Source organism: Oleiphilus sp. HI0132 (genome assembly GCF_001635845.1).
In genome coordinates this window covers 1-17,349 of sequence record NZ_LWGJ01001569.1, presented here as the reverse complement: position 1 = coordinate 17,349, position 17,349 = coordinate 1, and the positions used below count along the sequence as shown (strand labels likewise).

Sequence of the window (17,349 nt, the reverse complement as noted above, 5' to 3'; positions counted from 1 at the left end):
CTGTACAAGCATCTAAAGCTACTTCCTTTAGCGATAGTTTTTTTGTTGGTTCGGCCTTCGTAAGTGTTTATCTAGCCTCGGTGAGCGAAAACCTACCGCAAACCACTTTCCCTGGCGAATTGATAAGCCGCCCCTATGACATCCTTCCACTAGCGACATACTTATTAGCCGCCACATTGTTCTGGACCTGGTTTCAGAAAGAACGCGACCCCGTCAGCCTGGCGTTTTTATTAAGCTGCATTCCAGAGTGCCTAACCCAACTGCATGTGGCATTCGGCTCTACGCAACTTTTCGATAACCATTTCAATATCGCTCATATACTGAAAATTGTTGCTTACCTTTCTATGCTAGCAGGCATAACTCGCAGCCTAATTTTCAACACCGCCACCTCATCAACAGATAGCGGCCCCCGCGAAACACCCCCTCTTACACATCAACATATCAGAACTTCAAAAACTGAACGTGCGAAGCGCCCTATAAGTCTACTAATCCCCTCAGTTACATTCTCTTTAACACTCATTGTCGGCACCATCATCAGTATTTCTGTGTATCTGGATCATATCGCCCAAATAAAGAAAAAGAACCTACAGGAGCTTGAGCACGAAGCTGAGATGCTTGAGTCGAGCTATCAATCCATATTTCAAAGAAGTGCCCAAGACTTAGTTTCCCTGGGCAAGCACTATGCCATTCAAGCCTATGTGCAAGGAGGCATCACTGAGTCTGAGCCAGTCAATCGCACTCTCGAACACTACTTGCTTTTAAATCCAGGCGTAGTAAATATCAAGCTAGTCGCCAAAAGACCGGACAGTGTAATTGGCTGGGAAGTTCTTTATACAAGCCACAAGGCTGACAGCAAGAGCGGAGAGGAAAGCTCAGACACCTTTCTAACAAGAGACCTAGCTACACTGAAGCAAAGTGGCAAGTTAAAATCGGGGGAGATTTACTTTTCTGATATCTACCTAAGTCCAGATCTAGTTGAGCTGGAAACAGAAAAGGTCTTTTCAAGCGTTTCAAACGCGTTATTCAAGGTTCTGGACGATACAGCCAGCTATGTATTAATCGCAACGCTTAAGCCAATGGCTATTATCTCTGGTTTGCCTCGCTACAATAGCAATAGACAGTTCTATATCAGTGACGCTGAAGGTGAATATCTTTATCAGGAAAGCTCTTCAGATAATAGTTCATCATCACATGATAAAAACTTACTTAGAGATTTCCCCGAGCTCACTCAGCACTTTCAGTCAGGCACCAACAAGCTGACGTTTACGCAGTTAAAAGACAGTACCAATACTAAATACTCTGCGTATTACAAAGTATTAAAAGGTGGTGCGACTTATGGCAGCCCACAACTCCATATTCTACTATCATCCTCACATCAACAGCTTGCATTAGCTCTGGAAGGAACTCGCAACAAAAGCCTGCTTATAGGTTTATCGCTAGCTTTAGTTGCCTTAACGGCTGCCATTTTAATCTCTCGCAGAATTACCCGCCCTCTCTCGAGATTGACTGAAACACTCGAACGCTATGAGCAAACAGGCGAAATTGACTACCTACCCGTGAACGAGAATAACGAAGTAGGTATTTTTGCCAGAAGCTTTCATAAAGCCCTACAGAATATTGACGCCTCAATAAATGAACTAAATGAGCAGAAATATGCCTTGGACCAGGCTTCCATTGTCTCTATCACAAATATAAGAGGAGACATCACTTATGTGAATGACAAATTCGTCGAAGTAAGCGGATACGAGCGTGAAGAGCTGCTAGGCCAAAATCATCGAATTCTTAACTCTGGCTATCATGACAAAGCCTTCTTCGGCCAACTTTATAAAACAGCTGCTAAAGGCAGCGTATGGCGAGGCGAAGTCTACAACAAAGATAAACATGGTCAGAATTACTGGATTAGCAGCACTGTCATTGCCATTAAAGATATGAACGGCAAACCACAAAGTTATGTTGCCATTAGCTCGAACATTACTGGGAAAAAAGCAGCCGAAAGCGAACTCATTACTGCAAAAGAAAATGCTGAACAAGCTGCAATTACGAAAAGCGAATTCCTCGCAAGCATGAGCCACGAGATCAGGACACCGATGAATGGCGTTCTGGGCATGCTGGGACTTCTGCTTAACTCCAAGCTTGATACTCAACAAAGGCACCGGGCTGAAATAGCGCAAAATAGCGCACAGTCGCTACTTACACTAATCAACGACATTTTAGACTTTTCTAAAATAGAAGCAGGCAAACTAGACTTGGAGCACCTTCTATTTAACCCGAGAAAGTTAATTGGCGATCTTGCAGAGTCTCTTGCCCAGCAAGCTCAACTACAAGAGCTAGAACTGATCGTCGACTTAAGAGGGTTAACCCTGTCAAAAGCAGTAGGAGACCCCGGCAGGATCCGCCAAGTCGTTACCAATCTTGTCAACAATGCAATCAAATTCACCAGCCAAGGTGAAGTCGTTATTTCTGCTCGGCTTACGGAGCTAAACGCAAATCTGCTTCAACTAGACATCGATGTGACTGATACAGGTATAGGAATCCCGCCTGAAAAAGCCGACTCGCTGTTTGAAGCCTTTAATCAGGCTGACGCATCAACTACCAGACAGTTCGGCGGCACAGGTTTAGGACTGAGCATTGCCAAGAACCTATGCTTACTGATGGGCGGCACCATTTCCGTTAAGAGCATTCCAGGAGAAGGCAGCAATTTTTCGAGCTCAATGTTGCTGAAGACTAGCGATCAAGCTGAGTTAGTCAAACCGACAATAGATATAAGCCAACTAGAGATTCTGATCGTTGATGATAACACGACTAACCTAGAGGTACTCCGAGGTCAGCTTGACCTATGGGGAGCTAAAGCCATTGAAGCGAGCTCTGGCTCCGAAGCACTAGAACTATGCCAGCAACGATATAATGACGAAAGCAAGAGGCCTTTCGATATCGCCCTGTTAGACATGCAAATGCCAGAAATGGACGGAGCAGAGCTGGGGCGAAAACTTAGTCACGACGAACGTTTTCAGTCGATGAAACTTGTTATGATGACCTCAATGACCTATCAGGGAGGTGCACAGGAAATGGCCGATATTGGCTTCGATGCTTATTTCCCAAAACCTGCGACTACCTCTGACCTATTTGATGCGTTAAGTATTTTGGCGGATGACGGTCAAGCACTACAACAAGCTCAACCTCTGATCACCTCTGAAAGCATTAAGACCTACTCTACGAAGGATTCGAGACAAATAAAATGGCCAGAAGGTACCCGTTTATTGATCCTGGAGGATAATTATATTAACCAAATGGTAGCCCTCAGCACGTTAAAAAACATTGGCCTACACGCGGATGTCGCTGGCAATGGCCTGGAAGCAATTAGCAGTTTGATACAAACCACCGCCAATACCCCACACACTTTAATCCTTATGGATTGTCAAATGCCCGAAATGGACGGCTATGAAGCCACTCGAGCTATTCGCGATGGCAAAGCTGGACAGTTCTACACCGACATTCCGATCATTGCGATGACAGCCAATGCAATGCAAGGAGATAAAGAAAAGTGCTTGGCTGCCGGTATGAACGCCTATCTAAGCAAACCAATTTATAACGACGCACCAATTTCTACACTCATTAGTTATGTGTGTAACAACAAACCTGAATATGAAGACGCACCTATGCCTCAAGATGATACAAGCACCAAACCCAACGCTACTGCTTCAACTAGCGAGCAAGATACCCCTACCCACTGGAACCCTGACGGTCTAAGAGAGAGAATCTACAATAACGATGATTTATTCTCTGCATTGCTGAATAGCTTCCTTAGTGACAGCCCGAAGCACTCTGAAGATATTCTAAAGGCCTGTAACGAATTAGATCTAAAAGCGCTTAAAGCCATTTCACACCTTCTCAAAGGTGTCTGCGGGCAACTTTGCGCCGACAAGCTCCAAAGTCTCTGCGCTGCCATTGAACAGGTTTCTCTAAGACCTATTGAGCAAGTAGATAAGCACGAACTTGAAGGACTTCATGTAGAGTTCACAACAGAGTTAAGCTTGCTCGAACAATCATTTACTGAAGCACTCGACCAAAGTACTGCATCGACCAGCGACGAATCAGATGAAACACTCTCTAATGACGAGTTTATAAACCAACTAAACACGCTTCAAAACAAGCTTGAACAATCAGATTATATCGACCCAGACAGTTTAAGCCTCCTTAAAACAGCCTTCCCCGATAGGCAGGAAATCCAAAATTTGGTCATAAAACTCGTTGAAGAAATCAATTTATTTGACAATACGGCAGCATCAACGACACTTAAAGAGATATTGGCTCTGATTCAGACCTCATAACCAGACTGGCACCTAATAAATGGCCCCTCAAATATCGAGCGAGAAACAAGGAAAGCCAACCGTCCTCATTGTTGATGACGCGCCCGCTAACGTCCAAATTCTCGCTCTCATGTTCCGCGATCTTTATCAGGTCAAAGTCGCTACTTCTGGAGCAAAATGTCTGGAAGTCGCTCGTACAGAGCCCCAACCCGAGCTCATTCTACTTGATATCATGATGCCTGATATGGATGGCTTTGAAACCAGCAAGCACTTAAAAGAAGATGAAGAGACGGCTGGCATCCCCGTTATTTTTGTTACAGGCCTTCAAGACTCGCACGATGAAGAAAAAGGCCTTAAGCTAGGCGCCGCCGACTATATTCGTAAACCAGTGAGAGAAGCGATTGCAATCTCGCGCATCAACACACACATCACATTGAAGCAACAGCGCCAAAGGTTAGAAGAGCTTGCGCTCACCGACCAATTAACAGGCCTTTATAACCGGCATTATTTATTAGCCGTAGCTGAACAAAAAGTCGCTAGCGCCAAACGTCATGGCCATCCATTAAGCTTAATGATGGTTGATATTGACCACTTTAAACAAATTAATGATCAGCACGGCCACCCGGTTGGCGACCAGGTTTTAAGTACCTTTGGTGAATTCCTACGCACCCAATACCGAAAGGAAGATCTTGTAGCCGTGCGTTTTGGTGGCGAAGAGTTTGTGGTACTCCTGGAAAACTGCAGCCTTGATCAAGCAACGATGCGCTCGGACCAAATCCGAAAAGATGTAGAAGCACTTAAGCCAGCTGGACTCTTAGTCACAGCGAGTATCGGTGTAGCTGAACTACATCAGGACGAGAATGACTTTCAATCACTACTAGCCCGTGCAGATAAAGCCGTCTATAAAGCAAAATATGACGGGCGAAACTGCTTTAGAGTCAATGACGACTTTTGATTTTCACTTTAAACACTGCTTGATAAGTGCCGTAAAGGCTTGAACTTTCGGGCTAAAGTGGACATCACGATGCGTCACTAACCATATAGTTGAACGCCATGCACTAGGTGCTGGCAGAAGTAGCTGCAGGTCAGTTTTAAGTTCGGCAATTCGACAATCCATCGCCACGATACCCAAACCATTTTCCGCAGCATCCATTAATATATGGTAGTCGCTGGCACTAAAGCTAATCTGTTCCTTCGGGACCATTTCATTTAACCACTTAATACTCGGAATATTATTCATATTCTGGCAAAAATTAAGAAATCGATGTCCCGTAATATCCTCAAGGCTCTGGAGTTTCCCGTACTTACGCAAGTAGGATTCGCTAGCATAAAGAGCCGATTCAGTATACAATAGCTTCTGTACCACATAATCTGGGTCTTGCGGCTGAGCGCCTGGCCGAATACTAATATGCGCCTCACCATATTCAAGTTTAAAAATTCTCGAATCCGCCTGAAACGAAATGTCCACACCAGGGTGTGCTTTGCTGAATACCTCGATAACAGGCATGATCAAGGGACTCAAGGTCGAAACGCTCGTCAGAACCAAAGGCCCTGTTAGCTGCTGGTCTAGCCCATTAATTTTACTGACCATTCGATCAAGACGTTCTTCGACTTTTGCAGCATCTTGAAACAGAATTTCGCCCGCTTCAGTCGGCGTATAGCCGCGAGAATGCCTATGAAATAACTTACAAGCCAAGTGCTCTTCAATCGAGTCAATGTGCCTAAGAACTGTACTGTGATGAACACCTAAAGACTCAGCGGCCTTGCTAAGCGTGCCAAACTTGGCTACTTGATAGGCTATCTGAATATCACTCCAGCTTTTCATACATATCCCCAAACAATCTATATCTGCGCTTAACGTCACCCGCACAAAATTCGCCACTCTGTGCGTATATGCACACCAACTATGCACTCTACCTATTTTCATGCAGTTTTGCATCAGGTTTAATAAAGACAGTTCAATTCATACGCACTTACTTGAAAGGCCGATACCATGAGCTCAGACAGAACTCTTATTACATTTTCTGGAAGTCTACGCAGCAACAGCTACAACCAAAAAGTTGCTAAGCAAGCACAACAAATAGCTTTAGAGCTTGGCTACGATGCTATCAACATTAACTTAGCAGACTACCCTTTGCCGTTGTTTAATGAAGATATTGAAAACACTGAAACGCCCGCTTCACTGAACGACTTAAGGCGCATATTTTCATCACCAACAAGCATTTTAATCGCGAGCCCAGAGTACAACGGATCATTTAGCGCCGCACTGAAGAATACACTGGACTGGTTATCACGCCCTGACAATAGTGACTCCAATGTCTATCAACCACCATTTAACAGATTTACTGTCGCACTAACTGCTGCCAGCCCAGGCAGCCTAGGTGGCTTAAGAGGACTAGGACAACTAAGAGAAGTCATGACAAATTTGGGGAGTTTAGTTATTCCTCAACAACTAGCTATTGGAGCTGCTTACGAAGCATTCAACGAAGAAGGGAAATTAGTAAATCAAGAAACGGTCGATCGCTTAACCGGATTAGTTAAAACCTTACTAGAAACTGACCAGCGACTACAGAAATAGGAACTACAACCTTATGAACTCAAGGATGAGACTATTTTTGGCTCCACTTCCAAGGCAACGGAAAAAATTGAAGCAATTGAAGCTCTAATATCTTGCGCCAAGGTAAGTATATCTGCCTGATTGCCGCCATCGTGATTGACAAGAACAAGAGCTTGCTTGGCATGTACGCCTACAGGCCCTTGCCGCTTCCCTTTCCAACCGGCCTGGTCGATCAACCAGCCTGCCGCCAATTTAAATTCCCCAGTCTCAAGCTGATAACTCACAAGTCCTGGAAACTTCTTCCTTATGCTCTCTTCTTGTTTCGCCGTAACGATCGGGTTTTTGAAAAAGCTACCGGCATTTGGAAGCTCACTCGGTTCAGGTAATTTCGCCTTACGAACAGCAATAATTTTCTCTCTCACCTGAGATACCATTAAGCTTTCCGCGAGCCCCTGAAAGCCCCTCAGCTCACCATAGTCAAGCTTAAAACAAGGTTTACGTGTCAGCCGAAGTGTAATACTAATGATGCAATAACGATTAGGCTCGCGTTTAAATATGCTGTCTCTGTATGAGAACTGGCACTGCTCATTGCTCAACTCACAAAGCGAAAGCGTCTTAGTGTCGAAAGCTTTCACCGAGACAAGAGAGTCTGAAAGTTCCACGCCGTACGCACCGATATTCTGAACGGGTGCTGCACCAACGGTTCCGGGAATATAGGAAAGGTTTTCTAGCCCAACCAAGCCTTGATTTACAGTACCAGCCACCAAGTCGTCCCAGATCCTACCTGCTTCAACAACAACAATCACATGATCTGTATCGTCATCATGATAGTGAATTGCGTCAAACAATAAACGTATTACAAGTTTGTCTAGTCTCTCGGGCAAAACCAAATTGGAACCGCCGCCCAGGATAAGCAACTCTGATAGTTCATAGCTTCCACCCTGCAAAAAGAGCACAAGCTCTTGAGCATTGTCAAAGCAAAGTTCTTCGCGAGCAACACAAGGTAAAGCCAGGGTATTCAGGCTCTTTAAATCTGCTCCCAAACGCTTATTCATCAAGGAATGCAACCATTAAGCGAGCGCTTCCTCTGTCAGAGCATTCAGCAAACCTTCACTTGCCGACTCAGCTAAATCAAGCACATGTGAAAAACCGGCAGTGCCACCAAAGTAAGGATCTGGCACTTCACTTTCAGGGCAATCACTGAAGTCTAAAAACAGCTTTAATTTATGCTGAGACTCTTCTGGACACATGGCTTGCAAGTTTTCCAGATTGGCCTTATCCATTGCAATAATATGATCAAAGGCTTCGAAGTCAGAGAAAACCACCTGACGTCCTTGAATTCGGCTTAAGTCATACGAACGGCTTAACGCATGCTTTTGTGTTCGAGGGTCTGGAGCTTTCCCTTCATGCCAACCCGCTGTACCGGCAGAATCCACAAAAAAGTGCTCCTTTAAACCAGCCTGATCAACACGAGACTGAAAAACACCTTGAGCAGTGGGTGAGCGACAGATATTTCCTAAACAAACAAACAGGATCTTATGCATAATTCCCAACTCGACTAAAAAAATTAAGAAAAAGAGAACATCATACCGCTAAAAGGTTTCTAAGATATTGCAGATCTGTTTCAGTATCGACCCCTGGAGGAGGGCTCTCCAAAGCTTGTTCGACATGAATGCTAACACCGTTAGATAAGGCTCTCAATTGCTCTAAACTTTCAAGCTTTTCAGTCATACTCGGCGGCCAATTCACATAAGCATTCAAGAAACCCACTCGGTAGGCATAGATACCGATATGGCGGTAATAGCTAGCGCCATCAGGTATCGCCGTTAAGGCCTTAGGATCTGAAAACTGATCACGACACCATGGTATCGGGGCACGACTAAAATAATTTGCCATACCATTGAGATCAAACACCACTTTTACTGCATTCGGATTAAAAACATCTTCTACTTTGACTATCGACTCACACAAAGTTGCAATGCCGGCACCTGGGGCTAATGACAAGTTCTTAGCAACCTGATTAATCACCTTTGGCGGAATAAGCGGTTCATCACCTTGAACATTGACAACAATATCATCATCTGCCAAAGCAAGTTTGGCAACTACTTCCTGCAGCCTGTCTGTTCCCGAAGGGTGCTCAGCAGAAGTCATCACAACCTTGGAACCAAAGCCCAAAGCGACCTTTTCAATACGCTCATCATCTGTCGCAATAACAACTTCTTCGGCATCTGATAAGCAAGCTTGCTCATAAACCCGCTGAATCATCGGCTTTCCGGCAATATCCAACAGAGGTTTACCCGGCAAACGGGTAGAGGCATAGCGAGCAGGTATAATGACCTTAAAAGACATACGTCCCTCCTTTTCTGTGTGTGTGCTTATTTACCCAGTTTCTCATCAGTTGTAAGAGTCCGCGCTTCAGTCTCAAGCATCACTGGAATGTCATCCTGTATTGGGAACGCCAAAGCATCTACTCGACAGATCAGTTCCTGTTTTTCCTGGTCATATTGCAACTCCCCCTTACAACAAGGGCAAGCCAAAACCGAAAGTAGTTTTTTATCCACGAGAATTTCCTTCTATTTTTTCAATAATCAAATCGGCCAAGTTAGCACTCAGCTCAGCTTCTACAGGCAAGTACCAGGCATCTGACAAACCTAAAGAACGACATTTGACAGCATCTTTCTCCGTCATAATGATCGGAAGCGTTTCCGAAAAGCCAAAATCATCGATAGAGTAAGCATGATGATCTTCGAAGGCATGACGCATAACAATCATACCACTGCGCTCAAGCACCTCAAAGAAGCGTTCCGGGTTGCCAATGGCAGCAACAGCATTTACCGGCTGACCCGACAATTTATCCAAAGCTAAGGCTTGATTGAGACCATCCTGACCGGGATCAGCCTTCAACGGCAGTAAGTTGCCTGGTCGTAAATCCATTCGAATGTAAGGCTCTGATGAATTCACGCCAGGTAAATCATCAGCACCGTTGATCACCTGAAAGTCCAGCTTCTTCATTCGAGACTGGCTTTCACGCAAAGGCCCCATCGGAAGTAAATATCCATTACCCAAGGCTCTTTGACCATCGTAAACACAAACTTCCACATCACGCTGTAGCGCATTGTGTTGCAAGCCATCATCACTTATAACAACATTACAACCTTGAGCTTCCAGTGCCTGAACTGAGAGCTTTCTATTAGGACTAACAAATACCGGACAATCAAGCGCTTGCTTTAGCATGAGTGGCTCATCACCCACCTCTTCAGGCAAGCTATCGGCTAACACTTCTCGACACTCTGTAGATGGAATTGATGCACCGTACCCTCTGCTGACGATACCAGGCTGATAGCCTCTTTCCTGAAGCGCTTGCACCAAGTATGCAACCAATGGTGACTTTCCAGTCCCGCCGAGCGTAATATTGCCAACCACTATAATGGGTAAACTGGAACGATATGAGGTCTTAAAACCTAAGCGGTATAGCCATGCCCGTATGACCAAAATAAGCATATAGATAAGTGACAGTGGTGCCAGCAGGTATAGCCAAGCAGCACCTTGGTACCAAGCATCGGTTATGCTCGTTGAAGCAGCACGTTGCTGATCCTGACTAGGCATCGTCCGCCAGGTTCATATTGTAAAGTTTGGCGTACTCACCATTTGCAGCCAGAAGTGATTGATGTGTTCCCTGCTCGATTACACGACCTTGGTCCATCACTACAATTTTATCTGCATTTTCTACAGTCGATAGGCGATGCGCGATCACAATTGTTGTACGTCCCTCCATCAATACCTCCAACTCACCTTGAATAGCTTTTTCTGACTCTGTATCCAGGGCTGAGGTCGCCTCATCGAGAATCAACACTGGCGCATCTTTCAGCAAGGCTCGTGCAATAGCGATACGTTGACGCTGCCCACCGGACAACGAGACACCGTTATCGCCAAGCTCTGTATCAAAGCCCAGGTCTTTATCCTCAATAAACGCTAATGCATTAGACTTTCTCGCAGCCTCTTGTACATCCTCGATCGAAGCACCTTCCAAGCCTCCATAGGCAATATTCTTGGTAAAGGTATCGTTGAACAAGGTCACCTGCTGAGTAACCAATGAAATCTGATCTCTAAGAGAACGCAAGGTATAGTCTTCGACTGGCACACCGTCTAAGGTAATGCTGCCAGATTGGGCTTCGTAAAAGCGTGGAATCAGGTTCGCCAGTGTCGACTTACCACTACCGGAGCGGCCGACCAAAGCAACGGTTTCACCAGGCTTGATCGATAAATCAATATTCTTCAGGATCGCTTTATTACTTCCTTCGTAAGCGAAGTTAAGATCACTAATCTCAATCGCACCTTGTACTCTGGCACTTTCGAAGCTTCCTTGATCTTTCTCAGGTTCGGCATCAATCACTGCAAACAAGTCCTTAGCGGCAGCCAAGCCTCGCTGAATCTTTTCATTTACCTGAGTTAACTGACGAATAGGTTTTGCCATGGTCGCTGCCGCGGCAATGATCACCACGAAGCTCCCGGCAGTCATATCGCCACGGACATCTGGAGCGAGCGCTAACCAAACCAAAACCGCGATCGCTAATGCGACTAGAGACTGAATAACCGGTGTACTGATAGCTTTAGTCATTTCAAGCTTCAAAGCTTGCTTTAAGTTATATTCACTAGCCTGATTAAAGCGGTTTGACTCATAGTTCTCCCCACCAAATATGCGCACCACTCGGTATCCCGATACGACCTCCGAGGTTACATGCGTGACATCACCCACTGATGCCATAATACGTTTACTTAACTTACGAAAGCGCTTACTCACATAACTTACTAAGGCACCAATCATTGGACCAATTGCCAAAAAGATTAAGGTCAATTTCCAGTTAGCATTGATCATCACAATAAAAAGGCCGATCACAGTCAAGCCCTCCCGTACAATCACCGTTATTGCATCAGTTGCAGCTGAAGAGACTTGTTGAACGTTGAAGGTAATTCGAGAAATCAAATGTCCCGATGCGTTTGAGTCAAAGTAGTAACTGGGCAGTTTCAAATACCGGTCAAACACTTGGGTGCGTAACCGGTGAACGATATTCTGCCCCACATAAGCTATGTAGTATCCACCCAAGAACCCCCCTATCCCGCGCATTGCAAACAAGGAAAAAATCAGCAAAGGCAGCATCAAGCGATTTTCTTCAGTGGGATTTTCAACGGTGGTAATGACCGTATCCAGAGCTTGAGCCATTAACGCACTCGCACCCGCATAGATAGCGTTACCAATAATACTAAGAATGAAAAAGAATTTTAGTGGCTTTATATAAACCAGCAGACGCTGATAGAGCGCCCAATTTGATTCATTTAATTCAGGAAGGGCTTCCGAATCTTTACTCATAGACTACCAACAAACAAAGGCTGCCAGACAGCAGCCTATTTTGATTTATTCCGCTGCGTTGTGATACTCAACTGCACAAAACCCAACTGCCCAGCAACATCCATCACTCTAACTACATATTCGTGAGAAGTTTTTGCATCAGCCGTAATAATAAACGGAATTTTAGTGTTACCTTCAGACAGTTTCTGAACGGCTTTTTTAAGCGTGTCTTCAGAGTTATTAACCAAGCTGCGATCATTTACCGCATACTCACCTTTGGCATTGATAATCACCTCAATCTCTTTTACAGCTGGCTTCGCCGGCTCTGCACTGGACTGCGGTAAATCAATTTCCAAATGACTCTCTTTGGTGAAGGTGGTAGACACCATGAAGAAAATCAATAACAAGAACACCACATCAATCAGTGGCGTTAAGTCTACTGATACCTCTTCACCGGACTGACGTTTAAAATTCAAGAGCTCTGTTCTCCATCACGTGAAGGTTCACGGTCACCATGGATAACTTCGACCAAGCGTAAAGACTCTTGCTCCATATCTACGACAATCTCATCTACACGGCGTAAGAAATAACGGTGGAAAATTAGAGCAGGAATAGCAACTGTCATACCCGCGGCAGTCGTTATCAATGCTTCAGAAATACCACCCGCTAGAGCAGCGGCATTACCGGCACCTTCTAGCTGCAACTGAGCAAAGACTTTAATCATACCAATAACGGTACCCAACAAGCCCAACAAAGGCGTAATCACAGCAATCGTTCCAAGTGCCGTTAAAAAGCGTTCCATTTCATGCACCACATGACTGGCTTCTTCCTGAATGCTCTCTTTCATGATCTCTCGACCATGACGAGCATTTGCCAAACCAGCTGCAAGAACTCGACCTAGCGGTGCAGCTTCTTTTAACTCTTTCAACTTACGCGAGTTAAGTTCTTTCTTTTTGATAGCAGCCCACAAGTCCTGAACCAAAACCTTTGGTGCCAATCGGCTGACCCGCAAAGTCCAGAAACGCTCAATAATGATTGCCAGCGCCAATACCGAACAAAGCAGCAAAGGAAACATGATTATGCCGCCCGGCTTCAATAAATCTAACACGCAGAAGTCTCCCCAAGTAATTTTCGAACCGCTGTGACCAGCAAAGGTACCCGACTAAATACCAAGCCTAATACTGACGAACAGCAGCTTCTATCATCGCTTATTTTAGTGCCGATACTTTAGCATACTTAGAGATTTAGAAAAGCCCGTTAGTTTTTATTTACACTATCTTCATGTACTGACCAAAAAGTCTCTCGCTCGATGCGTGCCACCGCTACATTTATAGCCTCTCCACCTAACAAAAACCTTAGAGCGCCATGCGAAGCAGTCGATAATACTTCCACTCCCATCAACCTGGATCTTTCCAATACATCTGCATGGGGATGACCAAATCGATTCATATAAGCGGCCGAAATTACCAGAATCTTAGGCTGAACATTTTTTAACAAGGCAATGGATGTCGCATTTGCAGAACCATGGTGACCCGCGATGAGAACGTCAGCCTTCAATGAATCTCGATAGCGCTCTACTAAGTGCATTTCAGCCTCTCCTTCCAAGTCCCCCATGAGCAGAAAACTCTGACCCCGATAGGTAAAACGAAGCACGCAAGAGCGATTATTTGAAGACGCCCCAAATTCTGCCCCAGCCGCAAAAGGGTAAAGAACCTCCAGGCGCCCCCCCGTATACTCCCAAGACATTCCAGCGGCGCAAGGTTTTTCGTTCATTAAGCCCGATACACGACCCGGCTCGCCAGACCACAAGTGCGTAGGCTGCAAATATTCCTCAACGCGCGCAGCTCCGCCCGCATGATCCGCGTCACCATGACTCACTATCAACCCACTAATATTCAGCAACAACTCTTGTTCACGGAAATAGGGGAAAACTGCACTTTCAACCAGAGAATAGCTTCCCAAGGCTAACCCGGTATCATAGAGCCAGTACTGACCGCCCCAGATCAATGCGATAGCCAAACCCTGCCCCGCATCGAAAACCAAGACCTCGGACTTCAGCTCCTTTAGCACTGAAGGCGTGTAGAGCACCAATAACAATACCGCCAGAAACACTGCCCGAAGCAGATAATTGCGAATAAAGAAAACAAAGCTCAAGAATAAAACCGCATAAGGAATTAATAAGACATTGCTTGCCCCAAAAGAAAACTCAGCTAAAAGACCAATTAAAGATGACAAATACTGAACCAGTAACTCTAAACCAGCATCAGAACAGCTCATCAAGATCTCACCAACTGGCCGACTCAAAAACGAGATACCTAAAGCAACTAAAGATACAGGCAAAACAAACAACGAAACCCAAGGAACGGCAAACATATTTCCTAATAAGCTCGCCAGCCCCTGAACATTGCCGATCAGGGCATTAATAGGAGCGAGGCCGACAATCAAAACCAACTGCAGCAACAACAGTGAACGCCAGCTTGCATCCATATTTAGTGCAAACCGTGACAACAATATAAGCAAAGCCACACAAATAAATGAATACCAAAAGCCAATATTCATGGGCGATAGGGGGTCGAATAAAAGTACCATAAACATTGCGGCACAATAAATCGCCAAATAGTCTCTGCGCCACCGCCCTGATAAAAGCACCAGAGCCAACACAGACATTACCCAAGCCCTGATGGCAGATTCACTCCCGCCAACCATAATGACGTAAGCAAGGCCGAAAAAAGCAACGACTGGCACTCGAAAAGCAGACCAGACCAAGAGCTTATAGAGAAAAAACATCACCAGCCCCACATGCAGGCCCGAGATAGCAAGCAAATGCTGTGTTCCTGTGTACTGCAGAACTCGTGAGTCTCCAGGACTAATTTGCCCCCGATCTCCCAGGATCAGGGCCCTAAGTAGACCTTTATGTTCTTTATCTAGGAGTAAGTTATTGAGATAGTCACCTAAACTCATACGGTATGAATTCAGGCTAGAACGAACTCGGTCCGCCAATGTGAACCCAGCCTCATCTTCAGCACTTTCGAGCACCTCCACAATTCGTCCAATTGCCGAAATTTTTTTATAAAACAGGTACTGTTCGAAAGAGCTGCCGACAAAATTCAAGCTTGCTCGCGGAGGCTTCAAAACAACACTCAACTTGTAGTAGCGCTTCTTTAAATCGAGATTAAGGGTATGAGAAAATGAGAGCCTTACTTTTTTACCCAATATTTTTCCATTATTGTCTGATGCTTCAAGCACACAAAAATCAGCCTTTGAATACAAGTGATAATCCACCGGCACAGAACAAACATAAGCCTCAATAGTTTGACTCCCACTATCGAGAGATCTATCAAGACGCGCTTCCAAGTATTCAGCAATCAGAATGTGAGTAAACAGAAGACCAAGCAAGCAGCTTAAGAGCGGCAAAAATAGACGTGTCTTAACCAAGCCCAAGCAACAAATTGAAAACAAAATATAAATAAAGGCGGGTAACAATTCCCCATAACAATAGAGTATGATAGGGCCCACACAAAATGCGGCCATCAAATAGAACATAAACTCATCCTTGAGCCTGACTACGAAGTGAACTTTTTATGCCAAAAGATCTGATAAAAAAATATCTTCCAGATCCCGACGCAATTCGTGAAAACAAATCCCTTAAGTTCTTGGGACCTCTAGTTCACCAGCCTAACTTATGGCATTTAAACCGCCATTCAGTCACTAAGGCCTTTGCCATTGGCTTATTTTGGGCATGTATCCCTATGCCCTTTCAAATGGTTGCTGCGGCACTGTGTGCGCTGCGTTTCAACGCAAACCTACCGGTTTCCCTGGCCTTAGTGTGGATTAGCAACCCACTTACTATGCCACCTATTTTCTATGCAGAATACTTATTAGGCGCCTGGATTCTTGATATTCCCGCTTCACCTTTCGAGTATGAGCTTTCATTCGAGTGGTTAAAAGACAAACTATATGAAGTCGGTATTCCTATGTATTTTGGCTCTCTCGTAGCCGGCTGCGTACTTGGCGTCACAGGTTATTTCGGCATAGACGCCATTTGGAAACGCGCAACCCTTAGAAAGTGGCACCACCGAGTCGCTGCCAGAAAAGCGAGAAAAGATAACAAGTCCGTTTAAACTGAAGCCTGCTCTGCAGCACTCCAGGGCTTCAACACACCTTCTTCCATGATTAATACTCTGTCCATCTTGTGCGCTAATTGCGTATCATGCGTTACGACAACGAAGCCTGTATCCAGCTCACGCTGCAAGGTCAGCATCACATCTTGGATCTTTCGTGCTGTGGTTTCATCCAAATTTCCCGTCGGCTCATCCATCAATACGCACTTTGGCTGATTGACCAGCGCACGAGCAATGGCAACTCGCTGACGCTCTCCTCCCGACAACTCAGAAGGCTTATGTTTAGCGCGTGCTGACAAGCCCACTAAGTCAAGCAATTCAAGCGCTCGCGCTTCTGCCAAACGCCGTTTCTGGCCAGCAATGAATAAAGGCATAGCAATATTCTCTACCGCCGTAAACTCCGCTAACAAGTGATGAAACTGATAAACAAAGCCCAGATTCTGATTTCTCAACTCTGTTAGGCGCGCCTCTGAGCACTGACTCAAGTCGCTACCACAAAGCCTTACAAGACCTTCGCTCGCTTTATCCAAACCACCCAATATATTCAACAAAGTCGTTTTACCAGAGCCGGAAGCGCCCAATACGCTGACCGACTCCCCCTTGCTAAGGGTGAAGTCTAAATTCTGAAAAATCGAAATTGGCGCAACAGCATCATCATAGTTTTTTGAGATGCCTTTCGCCTCAATAATTACGCCATCATTCATAACGCAAAGCCTCCGCGGGTTGAACTTTGGAAGCCCGCCAAGCCGGGTAAAGTGTTGCTAACAAACTCATAATCAATGCTGTCCCGGAAATAACCAGCACATCATCAAGTAAAAGTTGAGAAGGTAAGTCACTAATAAAATAGACATCCGGGTTGAGAAACTGCATCTTCAGAAGACTCTCTATTCCCTGAATAATATCGCTGACATTCAAAGCGAGTAGCACGCCTAATACGGTGCCGACCAGGGTTCCTACGATCCCGATATAAGCACCTTGCACAACAAATATCCCCATAATCGCCTTGGGGCTCGCCCC

Annotated in this window: 16 protein-coding genes; 4 read left to right on the top strand and 12 right to left on the bottom strand. The window is 45.2% G+C overall.

Annotated features, from left to right (window positions below; genetic code table 11):
* Positions 1 to 80 precede the first annotated feature (80 nt).
* Complete coding sequence (locus A3766_RS24155; protein WP_068632932.1) at positions 81 to 4,328, top strand: response regulator; 4,248 nt, start codon at positions 81 to 83, stop codon at positions 4,326 to 4,328.
* 19 nt (positions 4,329 to 4,347) lie between these two features.
* The gene (locus A3766_RS24150) at positions 4,348 to 5,262 is read left to right on the top strand and encodes a diguanylate cyclase (protein ID WP_068553426.1); all 915 of its coding nucleotides are present in this window, start codon (positions 4,348 to 4,350) and stop codon (positions 5,260 to 5,262) included.
* Positions 5,263 to 5,265: 3 nt separating this feature from the next.
* Here the strand turns inward: A3766_RS24150 and A3766_RS24145 are convergent, their stop codons facing one another.
* Positions 5,266 to 6,132, bottom strand: coding sequence for a LysR family transcriptional regulator (locus A3766_RS24145; RefSeq protein ID WP_068516301.1), 867 nt, complete (start codon positions 6,130 to 6,132; stop codon positions 5,266 to 5,268).
* 168 nt (positions 6,133 to 6,300) lie between these two features.
* On the opposite strand from A3766_RS24145, the gene A3766_RS24140 reads away from it, so the two are divergent.
* On the top strand, positions 6,301 to 6,885 hold the full coding sequence (locus A3766_RS24140) for an NADPH-dependent FMN reductase (protein ID WP_068508909.1): 585 nt from the start codon (positions 6,301 to 6,303) through the stop codon (positions 6,883 to 6,885).
* Between the two features lie 11 nt (positions 6,886 to 6,896).
* On the opposite strand, the gene murB is transcribed toward A3766_RS24140, so the two are convergent.
* The 9 genes from murB to A3766_RS24095 form a co-directional block, all read right to left on the bottom strand.
* Positions 6,897 to 7,919 carry a UDP-N-acetylmuramate dehydrogenase gene (murB, locus tag A3766_RS24135; protein WP_068516298.1) on the bottom strand — a complete coding sequence of 341 codons (1,023 nt, stop codon included), beginning with the start codon at positions 7,917 to 7,919 and terminating at the stop codon, positions 6,897 to 6,899.
* Positions 7,920 to 7,934: 15 nt separating this feature from the next.
* Positions 7,935 to 8,408 carry a low molecular weight protein-tyrosine-phosphatase gene (locus A3766_RS24130; RefSeq protein WP_068516175.1) on the bottom strand — a complete coding sequence of 158 codons (474 nt, stop codon included), beginning with the start codon at positions 8,406 to 8,408 and terminating at the stop codon, positions 7,935 to 7,937.
* A 40-nt stretch (positions 8,409 to 8,448) separates the two neighbouring features.
* On the bottom strand, positions 8,449 to 9,213 hold the full coding sequence (gene kdsB / locus A3766_RS24125) for a 3-deoxy-manno-octulosonate cytidylyltransferase (RefSeq protein WP_068516295.1): 765 nt from the start codon (positions 9,211 to 9,213) through the stop codon (positions 8,449 to 8,451).
* Positions 9,214 to 9,239: 26 nt separating this feature from the next.
* Positions 9,240 to 9,425 carry a Trm112 family protein gene (locus A3766_RS24120; protein WP_068516292.1) on the bottom strand — a complete coding sequence of 62 codons (186 nt, stop codon included), beginning with the start codon at positions 9,423 to 9,425 and terminating at the stop codon, positions 9,240 to 9,242.
* Positions 9,418 to 10,470, bottom strand: a complete 1,053-nt coding sequence (gene lpxK, locus A3766_RS24115) for a tetraacyldisaccharide 4'-kinase (RefSeq protein WP_068516289.1) — start codon at positions 10,468 to 10,470, stop codon at positions 9,418 to 9,420. The genes A3766_RS24120 and lpxK overlap by 8 nt, the downstream gene beginning before the upstream one ends.
* The gene (gene msbA, locus A3766_RS24110; RefSeq protein WP_068516286.1) at positions 10,463 to 12,232 is read right to left on the bottom strand and encodes a lipid A export permease/ATP-binding protein MsbA; all 1,770 of its coding nucleotides are present in this window, start codon (positions 12,230 to 12,232) and stop codon (positions 10,463 to 10,465) included. The genes lpxK and msbA overlap by 8 nt, the downstream gene beginning before the upstream one ends.
* 35 nt (positions 12,233 to 12,267) lie before the next feature.
* Positions 12,268 to 12,687: a biopolymer transporter ExbD gene (locus tag A3766_RS24105; RefSeq protein WP_068508176.1), complete on the bottom strand. Its 420-nt coding sequence runs from the start codon at positions 12,685 to 12,687 to the stop codon at positions 12,268 to 12,270.
* Complete coding sequence (locus A3766_RS24100) at positions 12,684 to 13,319, bottom strand: MotA/TolQ/ExbB proton channel family protein (protein WP_068508177.1); 636 nt, start codon at positions 13,317 to 13,319, stop codon at positions 12,684 to 12,686. Before A3766_RS24100 ends, A3766_RS24105 begins: the two co-directional genes overlap by 4 nt.
* 149 nt (positions 13,320 to 13,468) lie before the next feature.
* Positions 13,469 to 15,754: a DNA internalization-related competence protein ComEC/Rec2 gene (locus tag A3766_RS24095; protein WP_068643127.1), complete on the bottom strand. Its 2,286-nt coding sequence runs from the start codon at positions 15,752 to 15,754 to the stop codon at positions 13,469 to 13,471.
* 38 nt (positions 15,755 to 15,792) lie between these two features.
* Here A3766_RS24095 and A3766_RS24090 point away from each other — a divergent pair, with 38 nt between their 5' ends.
* A complete protein-coding gene (locus A3766_RS24090) occupies positions 15,793 to 16,332 on the top strand; it encodes a DUF2062 domain-containing protein (protein WP_068509714.1) in 540 nt (179 codons plus the stop codon).
* Here A3766_RS24090 and A3766_RS24085 read toward each other — a convergent pair.
* Positions 16,329 to 17,036 (bottom strand): ABC transporter ATP-binding protein, encoded by a 708-nt coding sequence (locus tag A3766_RS24085; RefSeq protein WP_068516280.1) that lies wholly within the window; start codon positions 17,034 to 17,036, stop codon positions 16,329 to 16,331. The two genes, A3766_RS24090 and A3766_RS24085, sit on opposite strands and share 4 nt — an antisense overlap.
* Positions 17,029 to 17,349 (bottom strand): FtsX-like permease family protein (locus tag A3766_RS24080; RefSeq protein WP_156509100.1); only part of this gene is annotated, 321 nt, incomplete at its 5' end. The genes A3766_RS24085 and A3766_RS24080, both read right to left, overlap by 8 nt.

Bases quoted from the DNA above. Each gene is read 5' to 3' on its own strand.
- A3766_RS24130 (WP_068516175.1), bottom strand. From the start codon at position 8,408: ATGCATAAGATCCTGTTTGTTTGTTTAGGAAATATCTGTCGCTCACCC.
- A3766_RS24145 (WP_068516301.1), bottom strand. From the start codon at position 6,132: ATGAAAAGCTGGAGTGATATTCAGATAGCCTATCAAGTAGCCAAGTTT.
- msbA (WP_068516286.1), bottom strand. From the start codon at position 12,232: ATGAGTAAAGATTCGGAAGCCCTTCCTGAATTAAATGAATCAAATTGG.
- murB (WP_068516298.1), bottom strand. From the start codon at position 7,919: ATGAATAAGCGTTTGGGAGCAGATTTAAAGAGCCTGAATACCCTGGCT.
- A3766_RS24150 (WP_068553426.1), top strand. From the start codon at position 4,348: ATGGCCCCTCAAATATCGAGCGAGAAACAAGGAAAGCCAACCGTCCTC.
- A3766_RS24085 (WP_068516280.1), bottom strand. From the start codon at position 17,036: ATGAATGATGGCGTAATTATTGAGGCGAAAGGCATCTCAAAAAACTAT.
- kdsB (WP_068516295.1), bottom strand. From the start codon at position 9,213: ATGTCTTTTAAGGTCATTATACCTGCTCGCTATGCCTCTACCCGTTTG.
- A3766_RS24095 (WP_068643127.1), bottom strand. From the start codon at position 15,754: ATGTTCTATTTGATGGCCGCATTTTGTGTGGGCCCTATCATACTCTAT.
- lpxK (WP_068516289.1), bottom strand. From the start codon at position 10,470: ATGCCTAGTCAGGATCAGCAACGTGCTGCTTCAACGAGCATAACCGAT.
- A3766_RS24140 (WP_068508909.1), top strand. From the start codon at position 6,301: ATGAGCTCAGACAGAACTCTTATTACATTTTCTGGAAGTCTACGCAGC.
- A3766_RS24090 (WP_068509714.1), top strand. From the start codon at position 15,793: ATGCCAAAAGATCTGATAAAAAAATATCTTCCAGATCCCGACGCAATT.